12 protein-coding genes and 2 tRNA genes are annotated in these 13,616 nt (G+C 62.7%); 6 read left to right on the plus strand and 8 right to left on the minus strand.

All coding sequences use genetic code 11. The features are described 5' to 3' along the window. The first annotated feature begins 69 nt into the window (after nt 1–69). The 6 genes from ACVOLZ_RS06810 to ACVOLZ_RS06835 all read left to right on the plus strand — a co-directional run bounded on the left by ACVOLZ_RS06810 (nt 70) and on the right by ACVOLZ_RS06835 (nt 4,632). Entirely contained in the window at nt 70–1,656 is a 1,587-nt protein-coding gene (locus ACVOLZ_RS06810; RefSeq protein ID WP_481515518.1) for a cytochrome ubiquinol oxidase subunit I, read from the plus strand. Nucleotides 1,657–1,671: 15 nt separating this feature from the next. Beyond that, on the plus strand, nt 1,672–2,823 hold the full coding sequence (cydB, locus tag ACVOLZ_RS06815) for a cytochrome d ubiquinol oxidase subunit II (protein WP_481512096.1): 1,152 nt from the start codon (nt 1,672–1,674) through the stop codon (nt 2,821–2,823). A gap of 30 nt (nt 2,824–2,853) precedes the next feature. Further along, on the plus strand, nt 2,854–2,964 hold the full coding sequence (gene cydX / locus ACVOLZ_RS06820) for a cytochrome bd-I oxidase subunit CydX (protein WP_282269734.1): 111 nt from the start codon (nt 2,854–2,856) through the stop codon (nt 2,962–2,964). A 60-nt stretch (nt 2,965–3,024) separates the two neighbouring features. Beyond that, nucleotides 3,025–3,101 (plus strand) — tRNA-Pro (locus ACVOLZ_RS06825). 162 nt (nt 3,102–3,263) lie between these two features. Continuing rightward, nucleotides 3,264–3,340, plus strand: a tRNA-Pro gene (locus ACVOLZ_RS06830). Nucleotides 3,341–3,420: 80 nt separating this feature from the next. Further along, nucleotides 3,421–4,632, plus strand: coding sequence for a CynX/NimT family MFS transporter (locus ACVOLZ_RS06835; protein ID WP_481515519.1), 1,212 nt, complete (start codon nt 3,421–3,423; stop codon nt 4,630–4,632). A 210-nt stretch (nt 4,633–4,842) separates the two neighbouring features. Here ACVOLZ_RS06835 and ACVOLZ_RS06840 read toward each other — a convergent pair whose 3' ends face one another. The 8 genes from ACVOLZ_RS06840 to ACVOLZ_RS06875 form a co-directional block, all read right to left on the minus strand. Then, nucleotides 4,843–6,099: a glutamate-5-semialdehyde dehydrogenase gene (locus ACVOLZ_RS06840; RefSeq protein ID WP_481515520.1), complete on the minus strand. Its 1,257-nt coding sequence runs from the start codon at nt 6,097–6,099 to the stop codon at nt 4,843–4,845. Between the two features lie 30 nt (nt 6,100–6,129). Then, entirely contained in the window at nt 6,130–7,278 is a 1,149-nt protein-coding gene (gene proB / locus ACVOLZ_RS06845; RefSeq protein ID WP_481515521.1) for a glutamate 5-kinase, read from the minus strand. A 4-nt stretch (nt 7,279–7,282) separates the two neighbouring features. Continuing rightward, nucleotides 7,283–7,540: a YciI family protein gene (locus ACVOLZ_RS06850; RefSeq protein WP_481515522.1), complete on the minus strand. Its 258-nt coding sequence runs from the start codon at nt 7,538–7,540 to the stop codon at nt 7,283–7,285. 440 nt (nt 7,541–7,980) lie between these two features. Further along, entirely contained in the window at nt 7,981–9,279 is a 1,299-nt protein-coding gene (locus tag ACVOLZ_RS06855; RefSeq protein ID WP_481515523.1) for an argininosuccinate lyase, read from the minus strand. 91 nt (nt 9,280–9,370) lie between these two features. Further along, the gene (argC, locus tag ACVOLZ_RS06860; protein WP_481515524.1) at nt 9,371–10,324 is read right to left on the minus strand and encodes an N-acetyl-gamma-glutamyl-phosphate reductase; all 954 of its coding nucleotides are present in this window, start codon (nt 10,322–10,324) and stop codon (nt 9,371–9,373) included. Then, nucleotides 10,321–10,929, minus strand: coding sequence for a GNAT family N-acetyltransferase (locus ACVOLZ_RS06865; protein WP_481515525.1), 609 nt, complete (start codon nt 10,927–10,929; stop codon nt 10,321–10,323). The genes argC and ACVOLZ_RS06865 overlap by 4 nt, the downstream gene beginning before the upstream one ends. A gap of 2 nt (nt 10,930–10,931) precedes the next feature. After that, a complete protein-coding gene (locus ACVOLZ_RS06870; RefSeq protein WP_481515526.1) occupies nt 10,932–12,260 on the minus strand; it encodes an acetylglutamate kinase in 1,329 nt (442 codons plus the stop codon). 72 nt (nt 12,261–12,332) lie between these two features. Then, the gene (locus ACVOLZ_RS06875; RefSeq protein WP_481515527.1) at nt 12,333–13,430 is read right to left on the minus strand and encodes an acetylornithine deacetylase; all 1,098 of its coding nucleotides are present in this window, start codon (nt 13,428–13,430) and stop codon (nt 12,333–12,335) included. Nucleotides 13,431–13,616: the final 186 nt, after the last annotated feature.

Genomic DNA, 13,616 nt, shown 5'->3' on the forward strand with positions numbered 1-13,616 from the left:
GGAGTATCGCTGCCATAGAACCCCTCCCAGCCACTCCATGACGCCCAATTCCCACGAGGTAGCCAGGCCATGATCGACTCAACAGTCGTAGAACTGTCACGTCTACAGTTCGCGCTGACCGCGATGTACCACTTCATATTCGTCCCGCTCACGCTGGGGCTCTCTTTCATGATCGCGATCATGGAGAGTGTCTATGTGATGACCGGCAAGGATGTCTGGCGCCGGATGACCCTGTTCTGGGGCGTGCTGTTCGGCATCAACTTCGCCATGGGTGTGGGTACCGGCATCGTGATGGAGTTCCAGTTCGGCATGAACTGGTCCTACTACAGCCACTACGTGGGTGACATCTTCGGCGCACCGCTGGCCATCGAGGGCTTGATGGCGTTCTTCCTGGAGGCGACCTTCATCGGCCTGTTCTTCTTCGGCTGGGGCCGCCTGTCCAAGGTGCAGCATCTGACCGTGACCTGGCTGATGGCGCTGGGCACCAATCTGTCGGCACTGTGGATCCTGATCGCCAACGGCTGGATGCAGTACCCGGTGGGTGCGGTCTTTAACCCGGAAACGATGCGCATGGAAGTGGTGGATTTCGCCGCTGTGCTGCTGAACCCGGTTGCCCAGGCCAAGTTCGTGCACACCGTTTCGGCCGGTTATGTGGCTGGCGCGATGTTCGTGATGTCGATCTCGGCCTTCTTCATGCTGCGCGGCAAGCACCGTGACATCGCCCGCCGCTCGTTCGCAGTGGCTTCGGCGTTCGGCCTGCTGGCCTCCATCTCTGTCGCCGTGCTGGGTGATGAATCCGGTTACGCCACGGCGGAAAACCAGAAGATGAAGCTGGCTGCCATCGAAGGCATGTGGCACACCCATCCGGCACCGGCACCGTTCACTGCTTTCGGCATCCCGAACCAGCAGGAACAGCGCAACGACTTCGAAGTCCAGATTCCGTACGTGATGGGCCTGATCGCCACGCGTTCGCTGGATGAAGAGATCCCGGGCATCCTGGATCTGGTCAAGCAGGCCGAAGGTCGCGTCAAGGGTGGCCAGATCGCCTACGCCGCACTGGAACGCATCCGCGCCGACAAGAACGACGTTGAAGCCCGCGAGGTCTTTGACCGTCATTGGCAGGATCTGGGCCACGGCCTGCTGCTGAAGCGTTACCGCGACGACATCGAGAACGCCACGCCTGAGCAGATCGCACAGGCTGCGCTGGACACGGTACCCACGGTTGCGCCGCTGTTCTGGACCTTCCGCGTCATGGTTGGCCTGGGCATCTACATGATCGGCTTCTTCGCCCTGGCCTTCTACTACTCCTGCCGTAACAACTTCGAGCACAAGCGCACTTTCCTGCGGGTTGCCCTGTGGTCGCTGCCGGCACCGTGGATTGCCATCGAATGTGGCTGGTTCATCGCCGAATACGGCCGTCAGCCGTGGGCCGTTGATGGCGTACTGCCGACCTTCTATGCCGCCTCCGGCCTGGCCGTCTACGAAATCCTGGCAACGCTGGTCGGCTTCACCGCGCTGTACACGGTGCTGCTGGTGATCGAAGTCAAGCTGATGCTCAAGGCCATCCGCAAGGGCCCGGACGAAATCCTGCCCTCGCTGCAGCAGTCGGCCGTCGCAACCAACCACGCCAATACCGCCGGCAACGGCCAGGCATAAGGCAGGAGAACACTCATGGAATTCATTCTTCTGGACTACACAACGCTACGCGTGATCTGGTGGTTGCTGCTCGGCATCCTGCTGATCGGCTTCGCGGTAATGGACGGCTTCGACCTTGGCGTTGGCACCTTGCTGCCGTTCGTTGCCAAGACCGATGAAGAGCGCCGCCTGGTGATCAACACCATCGGCCCGGTGTGGGAAGGCAACCAGGTGTGGCTGGTGCTGGGTGGCGGTGCGATCTTCGCCGCCTGGCCGCCGTTGTATGCGGTGAGCTTTTCGGGCTTCTACCTGGCGATGTTCCTGATCCTGTTCGCACTGATCCTGCGTCCGGTCGGCTTCAAGTACCGCAGCAAGATGCCGACCCAACGCTGGCGCAACAACTGGGACAAGGCGCTGTTTGTCGGCGGCTTCATCCCGGCGCTGATCATGGGCGTGGCGGTTGGCAACGTACTGCTCGGCGTGCCGTATCACTTCGACGACACCCAGCGCGTGTTCTACACCGGCAACCTGCTCGGCCTGCTGACTCCGTTTGCGCTGCTGGCCGGCCTGGTCAGCGTGGCAATGCTGGTCTCGCACGGCGCAGCCATGCTGGTGCTCAAGACCAGCGGCCCGGTTGCTGAGCGCTCGGCAAAGATCGGCAGCATCGCCGCCATCGCCTCGTTCGTGCTGTTCGCACTTGCTGGTGCCTGGGTTGCCTTCGGCCTGCCCGGCTACCAGATCACCTCGCAGGTGGTGACCGACGGTGCCAGCAATCCGCTGCTGAAGACCGCTGAGTTCTCCGCCGCTGGCGGCTGGCTGCACAACTACAGCAGCATGCCGGCCACGATTCTGGCGCCGGTGGTTGGCCTGTTGGGTGCATTGGCCAGTGCGGTCCTGCTGCGCAAGCGTCGTGGTGGCCTGGCCTTCCTCGCCTCGGGCGCTTCCATCGCCGGCATCATCCTCACCGTCGGCTTTGCGATCTTCCCGTTCCTGCTGCCCTCCTCCACCAGCCCGGGCTCCAGCCTGACGGTGTGGGACGGTTCCTCCAGCCACCTGACGCTGTGGGTGATGCTGCTGGCCACCGTGATCTTCCTGCCGATCATCATCGCCTACACCACCTGGGTGTACCGCGTGATGAAGGGCAAGACCACGCTGGAAGAGATGGGTGAAAACCCGAACGCCTACTGATCCGCAACGACAACATCAAGGAGACAACTCATGTGGTATTTCGCTTGGATTCTGGGTGCGGGCCTCGCGGCGACGGTCGCCATCCTCAACGGCATGTGGTTTGAAGCGCGCGAAGCAAACAAGATCGATGCAAAGCGCTGAAAAACTGCGTGAAGGTATTGCCAAAACGCCGGACTGAGCGTATCTTTCCGGCTCCCTTCGCGGGGTGTAGCTCAGTCTGGTAGAGCGCTACGTTCGGGACGTAGAGGTCGCAGGTTCGAATCCTGTCTCCCCGACCAAAGGGTCGGTTAAGAAGCCTGGAATAACGGCAACGTTTTCCAGGTTTTTTATTCGCCAGCACACAGCTGCTGGCAGTCAACGCACCACGCCTTGCAGGCAGCGCTGGCTGAACAAAAGAACTTGCAAGGCACGAGGTTCACCGCTATCATAGGCGGCTCCTTCGGGGTGTAGCTCAGTCTGGTAGAGCGCTACGTTCGGGACGTAGAGGTCGCAGGTTCGAATCCTGTCTCCCCGACCAATTTGACAAAAGCCGGCCTCTGGTCGGCTTTTGTTTTTGGTGGGTTTCAAACGACGCCACCCACCGCGTCGGAGTAAGCAATGTCCACGCCCGCCCAGTCCCTCATCCGGCACCCCCTGTTCAAGGGCCGCCTGCTGGCGTTTGTCGCAATCGTCCTGGTCTCGGCCAACCTGCGCAGCGCAGTTACTTCGCTGACGCCGTTGCTGGACCGACTCGGCCACGTCTTTGATTTCGGCAGCACCATGACCGGCGTGCTCGGCATGATGCCGACCGCCGCCTTCGCCGTATTCGGCCTGGCCACACCACGCATCACCCGCGCCATCGGCCTGGAACGCACTGCCGTGCTGACCATGATGCTGGCCACCATCGGTCTGCTGCTGCGCGCCTTCGCCAATGACGTCGGGATGCTGCTGCTCGGTTCGGCCGTGGCCCTGGCCGGCATGGGCATGGGCAATGTGGTGGTGCCACCACTGGTGAAGCGCTACTTCGCCGACCGCGTTGGCACACTGAGCACGGTCTACATCTCGGTACTGCAGGCAGGCACGATGGTGCCTGCGTTGCTGGCAGTGCCGGTGGCCGACCAATTTGACTGGCGGGTTTCGCTGGGCATGTGGTCGATGCTGTCGGTGGCTGCATTGCTGCCGTGGATCCTGCTGGCACGCAGCGCCCCGCGCGTGGAAACAACCACCACCAGCACCGAACATGCCGCCGGTCGCGTCTGGAAAACGCAACTGGGCTGGGGCATGGCACTGATGTTCGGCATGACCTCGCTCGGCACGTATTCCCTGTTCACCTGGTTGCCGAAGGTGATGGTGGAAGCCGGTGCCAGCGAATCCTTCGGTGGCGTGATGGTGGCGGTGTACTCGGCCATCGGTCTGTTGCCATCGCTGTTGGTGCCGGCATTGGCGGTACGCATGCGTAACCCCTTCCCGATCGCGGTGATGGTGTTCGTGCTGAACATGATTGCCTTCGCCGGCCTGTTGTGGGCACCGATGAGCGCTCCGCTGCTGTGGGCGGTCATCGCTGGTCTCGGCCCATCGACCTTCCCGCTCGGCCTGACCCTGATCAACCTGCGCACCCGTAGCCAGGCTGGCTCAGCGGCGCTGTCCGGCTTCATGCAGGGCGTGGGCTACAGCCTGGCAAGCCTGGGCCCGCTGTTGTTTGGATGGCTGCATGGCATGAGCGATGGCTGGGCATGGTCGTTTGCCTTCCTCGCCTGCTGCTCGGGTGTATTGCTGACCGGTGCGTGGTTTGCCTGCAAACCGCAGCAGCTGGAAGATCACTGGAAGTAAGCCGCGATTGATACAGAAAAGCCGCCGATGTGAATCGGCGGCTTTTTCATATTCGAGCAAACAACGCAGCCCAGCACCGGCGACTGACCGGATCTTGTAGGAGCGGCGTAAGCCGCGAAGCCGGCGGTGTTGGAAGGGCCGGAGCTTTGTGCACGCCGAAGCAATGGGTGCCTCACGGCTTACCCGGGCTACAACGGTTGCTTGCCACAATTACTTCAACGGATGCCTTACCTGGCCTTCGCCGCGCACCACGAAGCGCTCCACCGTCAACGCCTCAAGGCCCATCGGACCGTAGGAATGCAGGCGCGTGGTGGAGATACCGATCTCCGCACCCAGGCCCAGCTCGCCGCCATCGGAGAAGCGTGAAGAGGCATTGACCATCACCACCGCCGAACGCAGCGCCCGCACGAACGCCTCGCCGTGTGCAGAGTCGCCGGTGGCGATGACTTCGGTGTGATCCGAGGTGAAGGTCTGGATATGGGCGATGGCCGCAGCCATGTCCGGTACCACCCGGATCGTGAGAATCAGATCCAGGTACTCAGCGGCGTAGTCCTCTTCTGTTGCCGGCACGATGTCCGCAAGCAACGCCTGGGTCACTGCATCACCACGCAGCTCAACGCCGCGCTCGCGTAGCGCTGTGGCCGCCAGCGGCAGGAATTGCGCCGCGATCGCCTCATGTACCAGCAACGTCTCCAGTGAATTGCAGGCTGAAGGGCGCGAAGTCTTGCCGTCGACCAGCAAGTCCACAGCAAGCTGCAGATCGGCACTGTCATCGACGAACAGATGGCAGACGCCCTTGTAGTGCTTGATCACCGGCACGCGCGCATGCTCTGCAACGAAGCGGATCAGGCCTTCTCCGCCACGCGGAATCGCCAGATCGATGATGTCATTGAGCTGCAGCAGCTCCAGCATGGTCTCGCGGCGCAGGTCTTCAACCAGTGTGAGTGCAGCATCCGGCAAACCCGCCTCGCGCAGAGCACGTTTGAGGCTGGCGGCAATCGCTGTATTGGAATGGATGGCTTCAGAACCACCGCGCAGGATCACACCATTGCCAGCCTTGATGCACAGCGCTGCGGCATCAGCAGTCACATTGGGTCGCGCCTCGTAGATCATCGCGATCACGCCCAGTGGCACCCGCACCTTCTGCACGCGGATGCCATTGGGGCGGTCGTAGGCGCGGGTCACCTCGCCCACCGGATCCGGCAAGGCGGCGACTTCGCGCAGCGCATCGGCCACACCGCGCAGACGTTCCGGGTTCAAGGCGAGACGATCCAACATCGCCGAGCCCACACCCTTGTCGCGTGCCGCCTGCAGGTCACGCGCATTCGCGGCGAGGATGCTGCCTGCATCGGCTTCCAGCGCGGCAGCCATCGACTTCAGCAACGTGCTGCGGGCTTGGCTGGAAAGCAGGCCCAGTTGCTGCGCGGCATGGCGGCACTGCAATGCGAGGGTGCGGATATCACTCATGGTCAGTCCTGCCGGTAATCAAAGGAAAACTCACAGCAACACCAGGTCATCGCGATGGACCACGTTGTCGCCGTAGTTGTAGCCGAGGATGGATTCGATCTCGCTGGTGTGGTGCTGGCTGATACGGCGGATGTCCACGGCCGAGTACTGGCTGACGCCTCGTGCCACACGCTGCTGGCCCTGCGGATCGAACAGGCGCACCTCCACCATGTCGCCACGACGGAACTCGCCTTCGGCGCCAACCACGCCACCGGGTAGCAGTGAGGCACCCTTGTCGCGCAGCGCACGTGCGGCGCCAGCGTCGATCAGGATCGCGCCCGGCTCCAGCGGTGCGTGCTTCAACCAGTATTTGCGCGCGGCGATGCGTGACTGCCCGGCATGCAGGCGAGTGCCGTGCAACCTGCCCTGCGCCAGGCCACGCACGACATCGCCGCTGCGGCCATTGAACAGGAAGGTATCGATACCCGCGGCACCGGCTTTGGCGGCTGCCTGCAGCTTGGTGTGCATGCCGCCAGTACCGACCGCGCTGCCGCTGCCGCCAGCCATTGCGAGGACGTCTGGCGTCAGCTCGGTGACCTCGTTTATCGGTTGTGCATCGGGGTTGCTGCGCGGATCGGCGGTGTAGAGGCCATCAATGTCGGTTGCGATGAATAATGCGTCGGCATCGACCAATGCAGCGACGATGGCGGCAAGATTGTCGTTGTCGCCGAGCTTGAGTTCGTCCACCGACACGGTGTCGTTCTCGTTGATGACCGGCAGCGCGCCCAGCGCCAGCAGTTCATTGAGCGTTGCCCGTGCGTTGAGGTAGCGGCGGCGATTGCGCAGGTCATCGTGGGTGAGCAGCACCTGTGCCACCGGGCGTTCGAAGAAACGCTGCCACAGCCCAATCAGCTGTGCTTGACCCAGTGCAGCCAAGGCCTGTCTTGCCGCCATGGCCGCGCCGGCTTCGGCGGCCTTGGGCACGATGGCGCGGCCAGCGGCCACTGCGCCGGAGGAAACGATCACCACTTCACGCCCAGCCAGAACATTGGCCGACACGAACTGTGCCAGACCGAGTGCGAAGCGCGGGGTCAAGCCACCGCCATCGGCCGCCAGCAGACTACTGCCGACCTTGAGGACGGCACGGCGCCACTGCGGCAGTGCTTGTTCGGTGAACGGTGATAACGAAGTCTGGATCATGGGATCAGCGGGTATTCCACTCGTGGATGGTCAGCTCTGAGCTGTCCTGGATGGCCAGCGGATCGGAGGCGACGATGGCCTGGGCTGCTTCCAGCGTGTCGATGTTCTTCAACACATAGGCGCCACCTTTGCCGTCGCTGAAACCGCCGGTCAGGTGCAGGCGGTTTTCGGCGCTTAGCGCGTTGAGGAAGGCTATGTGTGGAGCGATCACTGCGTCGTCGAACGACGGCTTTCGCATTGCCAATACCAGGTAGAGCTTCATTGCATTCTCCTTTAGCTGCATATGACACCACGACGAAAGCGAAGATGGTGCGATTGCTTTCGCTTGGAACTTGCTGTGGTTTTTGCTTTTGGCTTTGGCTTGAGCCTTAGCTTTTGCTTAAGCCCCTCTCCCGCCTGCGGGAGATGGGTTGGGGTGAGGGGAAGCTTCTAGCTAAGCAAAGTCGAAAAGCCCCCCCCTCATCCGCCCCCCGCCTTCGCGGGGGCAGGCTCTTCGGGCACCTTCTCCCGCAAGCGGGAGAAGAGACAGCCAAAGCAACAGCCAAAGCAACAGCCAAGGCAACAGCCAAGGCCAAGGCAACCACGTCACCCTTCCGCCCCCACGGGGCATTCCCGCCTTCGCGAGGACAGGCCCTTCTACCTGAGGGAGAAGGGATAAAGCCAAACCAATACGGGCGCCTTTCGGCGCCCGTATTCAATCCATCAGTCCTGCAACGCACTCCAGCGCGCAGAAAGCTCGTCCAACCGAAGATCCGCCGCAGCACCAGGCGACACACGTGCCGCCAAGCTACCCTCAGGCGTACGCCCCTGCCCCGCCGAATCCGCTGCCTCTGCTGCCGCCTTGTAGGCGTCCCGGAAGGGCACTCCCGCCACCGCAGCCTCCACCGCAACGTCGGTCGCATACATACCCGAATCAATCGCGGCGCGGATGTTGTCATCACGCCAATCCAGATTCGACAGCAAGGCCGGCAACAGTTCCAGCGCGGCGAGACCACGGCCAAAGCCGTGCACGATCGCGCCCTTGGAGTTCTGCAGATCGCGCTGGTAACCCGAAGGCAGCGACAGCAGCTGTTCGATCTCGGTACGTGCCGCAGCGATGCTGGCGTGGGTGGCGCGCATCAACTCGATCACGTCAGGATTGCGTTTGTTCGGCATGATCGAGCTGCCGGTGGTGTACTGCGCCGGCAACGCAACGAAGGCGAACTCGCCGGTGGTGAACAGCGACAGATCCCAGGCGATACGACGCAGGTCCAGCGTCGCGCCGCCCAGCGCTTCCAACGCCGCCAGCTCGAACTTGCCGCGCGAGAGCTGCGCGTAGATCGGGCTGATCTGCATGCGCGAGAATCCGAGCGCGGCCGTGGTGTGCTCGCGATCAAGCGGCAGGTTGACGCCGTAGCCGGCGGCCGTACCCAGCGGATTGGTATCGATCAGCGCACGCGTGTCGCGGGCACGGATGGCATTGTCGATGAAGGCTTCGGCCCAGCCGGCCCACCACATGCCCGCCGAGGACACCACCGCGCGCTGGATGTGGGTGTAACCCGGTAGCGGCTGCAGCTGCTCGGCAGCCGCGCGATCCAAGGCAACCTTGGCGACCTCAGTGCTGATCTGCGCCACACGCTCCAACTTGTCCTTCAACCACAGGCGGGTAGCGACCAGGATCTGATCGTTGCGACTGCGGCCGGTGTGGATCTTGCGACCAGCATCACCCAGGCGCTCGGTCAGTCGTGCCTCGATGGCCGAGTGGCAATCCTCGTACTGCTCGTCCAGCACGAATGCGCCGCTGCGGAAATCGTCGGCCAGAATCGCCAGCTCGCGCTTCAGCGCAGCCAACTCGTCGGCACTGAGGATGCCGATGTGCTGCAGGCCTTCGGCATGCGCGGCACTGGCCTGGATGTCATGCAGGAAGAATTCGCGGTCCAGGATGACGTCGTCACCGGCCAGGAAGGTCTGGATCTTCGCGTCAACCGCAACGCCGGGTTTCTGCCAAAGCAAATTAGTCATGTCGATCTCTCAGAAAACAATGCATTTGTAGGAGCGGCGTAAGCCGCGAAGCCAAAGATCCAACAGGCCCCCAGCGCTACCCACAAATAAATCAGTACGGAACAGCCATCAACTCATCCAGCCCCAACGCCCGGTTGAGGTTCTGCAGCGCCTGTGTGGCCGCGCCCTTGAGCAGGTTGTCGATGGTCGCCACCACCACCACGCGCTTGTTGCCCGGCGCCATGGTGAAACCGCCAATCTGCACACCGTGCTTGCCGGCGATGCGACTGACCCACGGCGCCTCGTCGACCACTTCGATCAACGGCTCGTTGGCATAGCGCTGCTGGTACAACGCGACGATCTCTTCGCGACTGCGCGGCTGCTGCAGCCAAAGGTTGACGGTCATGGTGATGCCACGGAAATGTGCGGCCACATGCGGCATGAACTCCACCGGCACACCGAGCTGTGTCGCAACCTCGCGCTCATGCACATGATTCGTCAATGCATACGGCATCAGATTGTCGCGCAGCAGCTCGGGGTTGTTCTTGTCCGACGGCGTAGTGCCTGCACCCGACCATCCCGACACGCCGAAGCAGGTCGGCGGGCCGGCCAGCTGGCTCAGCAACGGTGCGATCGCCAGCTGCATCGCGGTGGCGTAGCAGCCCGGGTTGCTGATCCGCTTCTGGCCGGCATAACGGGCACGGGTCAACTCCGGCAGGCCGTAATACCAGCTGTTGTCGAAGCGATAGTCCGCCGACAGATCAACGATCACCGTATCCGGCGCGACTGCATCCAGTGCGGCCACAAAGGGCTCGCCCTTGCCGTTTGGCAGTGCCAGCACCACCGCGTCCACACCCTTGGCGGCGACCGCCTCCGGGTCCAGACTTTCGTAGCGCAGCTCGCCATTGTAGGCATCGTTGTGGTCAGCCACTCGCTGTCCGGCCAGCTCACGCGAGGACACGAAGGCCAGCTCGATGCGCGGGTGTGCGGACAGCAGGCGGATCAATTCGGCGCCGGTGTAGCCGCGCGCGCCAACGATGCCTACCGAGAATTTGTTGTCAGTCATGAATGCGAATCCAGAAGGAATTGCAGGTGGGTTTTCACCGCCGGCCACTCCGTATCGATGATGGAGAACACCACGGTATCGCGGCGCGATCCGTCGGCGTGACGCTTGTGGCTGCGCAATACGCCATCCTGCTTCGCACCAAGGCGGGCAATAGCGGTGCGTGAGGCGTGGTTGAACCAGCTGGTCTCGAAGCCCACGCTGATGCAGCCCAGTGTTTCAAATGCATGCCGCAGCAGCAACAGCTTGGCCTCGGTGTTGAGCCCGCTGCGTTGCACGCGCGGGTGGTACCAGGTGTAGCCGATGTTCAAGCGCGGCACGTCGGCTTCGAGCGCGTAGTAGCGGGTGCTGCCAACAACTTCACCACTGGCATCTTTGACCACGAACGCGAGCACCCTGCCCTGCGCCTGTGCTTCCAGCGCAGCAACGATGTAATGGCCTGCACGTTCCGGCGCGGGTACGTTGGTATACCAGCAGCGCGACAACTCGCCCTCGCCCAAGGCACGCTGCAGCGCTTGAACGTGCCCAAGCTGCAGAGGCTCCAGCGTCACATGCTGGCCCTTCAGGGCCGGCACCTGGCTCCAGTGCCCGGCGGTGGCAAGGTCCATGCTCACCCTTGCAGGCTCGGCTTGCGCTCGCCGCAATGCGCGACGTAGCCCTTGATGCTGTCGAAGTCGGTGGCGCCGAACCAGAACACCTTCCAATGACCGAGCTTGTAGCAGCCATCGGATTCGGAATAGTAGAAATGATTGACCGGATTGCCGTTGCGTGAGCGCCAGAACAGCTGCGGGGTTTCTTCCAGCATCACGTTCCACACTGCACGACCAAGGCCTTCGCCCTGGGCGTCATCGAGCACCGCGAACTTGTCCAGATACACGCCTTCGGCCTCATCGGTGAGCACGACCGCAGTGCGATAGTTCTCGCTGACATAGGCGCGCAGCAACTTGGTCTTTTCGAAATAGTCCGGCACCAGGGTGCGACCGAAGCTTGATTCGATCAGCGACTTCAAGCGCGCGGTATCGAGCTGATCCCACGACGTTGCCTTCAGCACCTTTTCGCCGCGGCGCACCAGCGTGCCCGAGCCCTTATGCGTGAACAGCTCCTTGGCCAGATCGGCCGGGCGCGTGATCGACACCGAGGATTCTTCCGGCAAACGATCCAACAGGTCCTTGATCTGCTCGATCTTGACCCGCATGCCGCCATGGATCCACGGCTGCTGCATCAGCTGGTCGTATTCGGTGGACAGGTTGATCGAGTCGATCAGCTTGCCTTCTTCATCGAGCAGGCCGCCGGTGCCGGTGAGGAAGATGATCTTGTACGGCTGCAGTTCCTGCACCAGCTCATTGGCGGCGAAGTCGGCATTGACGTTGAGGATCTGCCCGCTCGGGGTCTCGCCCAAGCTGGTAATCACCGGGATCGAGCCGGCGCGCAGGCTGGCCTCGATCGGCGCCAGATTGACCTTCTTCACCTCGCCGACCAGACCGTAGGTGTCCACGTCCAGGTACTCGGCCTCGAACACGCCACCGGTGATCGACGTAGCACGCGCACCGTTCTGCTGCAGCGCTTCCACCAGCTTGAGGTTGGACTGCTGGAACACCTTGCGCACGATCGCCAGTGCTTCCGGCGAGGTCACGCGCAGGCCATCGATGGTCTTCTTCTCGATGCCGGCAGCAGACAGCTCGGCATCCAGCTGCGGGCCAGCGCCGTGCAGCACGATCGGGGTCAGGCCGACTTCCTGCAGGAACGACAGCGACGAGGTCAGCGCGTCCAGATCGTCGCGCAGCACTGCGCCACCGACCTTGACCACGGCAAAGCGCTTGGCATCAAGCTGCGAGAAGCGCTTGAGGTATTGGCTGATTTCCTTCGCGCTGGCCATGCTCGAAAGCAGGCGGACGATGGTCTGGCGGGTCTGGCGGTGCGGCTGCATGGCTGGGGACATTACTTGTATCTACGTAGTGACCAATGCGGTCACGAAAAGAAGCCGGCGGCGAGCCGCCGGGCCACGAGCGGCTCAGGCGCCGCGTTGCAGGATCTGCAGCACCGATTCGGCGTAGCGCTGCAGTTGCTCCAGCGTCACGAATTCATCGGCGGTGTGGGCCTGGGCGATATCGCCGGGACCGTACACCATGGTTGTATAGCCGCCGGCCGAGAACAGCGAAGCCTCGGTCCAGAAATCCACGGCATTGCCGATCGGCAGGCCAAGCTCGTCGGCGATGTCGCGCGCGGCCAGGCGACGTTCCTCGGCACGGGCGATATCACCGGATGGCAGGCTGGGGCCACGGAAGGTTTCTTCAAAATGCGCGGCCTGCGGCTCGGCAAAGCTGGCGAATGTGCTCAGCAGCGCGTCGATATCCATCGACGGCAGCGGCCGGAAGCCAAAACGCAGTTCGGCTTCGGGCGCGATCATATTTGCCTTGATGCCACCTTCGACGCGGCCGATGTTGAAGCGCAGGCCGGTCAGGCCGCCAAAGCGCGCATGCGCCAGCGACTCGACATGCTCCAGCGCCTTGCCGCCCCAACGCATCGCCTGATGCAAGGCACTTGCGGATGGGTCCTGCTTGCCCGAGGCGTGGCCGGCGCGGCCCTGGAACTTCATCAGCACCGAGCTGATACCCCGGTGCGCGAGCACCGCTTCGCTCATGGTCGGCTCGGCGACGATTACCGCTTCATAGGCGATGCCACGCGCCAGGAAGGCAGCGATGCAACGCGGGTCATTGGCTTCTTCGTCACTGGAAAACAGGAACGCAGCGTCACCGTCGGTCAGGTTGGCGGCAGCGACCAGCGCTGCTGCAGCGCCCTTGATATCGCAAACACCGAGGCCGACCACGCGGTCGTCCAAACGACGCATCACGTGTGGATCGGCGGACCAGTGCGGGGAATCCGGCACGGTATCCAGATGCACGTTGAACAGGTATTTCGGCTTGCCGCGCACAGCATAGAAGCTGACCGCACCAGCACCGTGGTCGATCACCTCGACATTGAAGCCCGGCAGGTTGTCGCGCAGGTAATCAAAGATGCCACCGGTGGTGATGGCACGCGGCGGGTTGCGGGTGTCGTAGGACACCAGCTTTTCCAGGTGATCGAGGGTGGATTGGAGCAGCTTGGTCATGGTGGGCAGCAGGTAATCACAGCAATGATCGGAGGGCTTCCCTTCTCCCGCTTGCGGGGGAAGGTGCCCGGAGGGCGGATGGGGGGAGCTTTTGATTTGCCTCGTCTGCTTTGAGAGCAAGCAACGACAGAAGCAGAAGCTGCCCTCACCCCAACCCCTCTCCCGCAGGCGGGAGAGAGGCTTTGA

It is taken from the genome of Stenotrophomonas sp. STEN020, assembly GCF_056760195.1.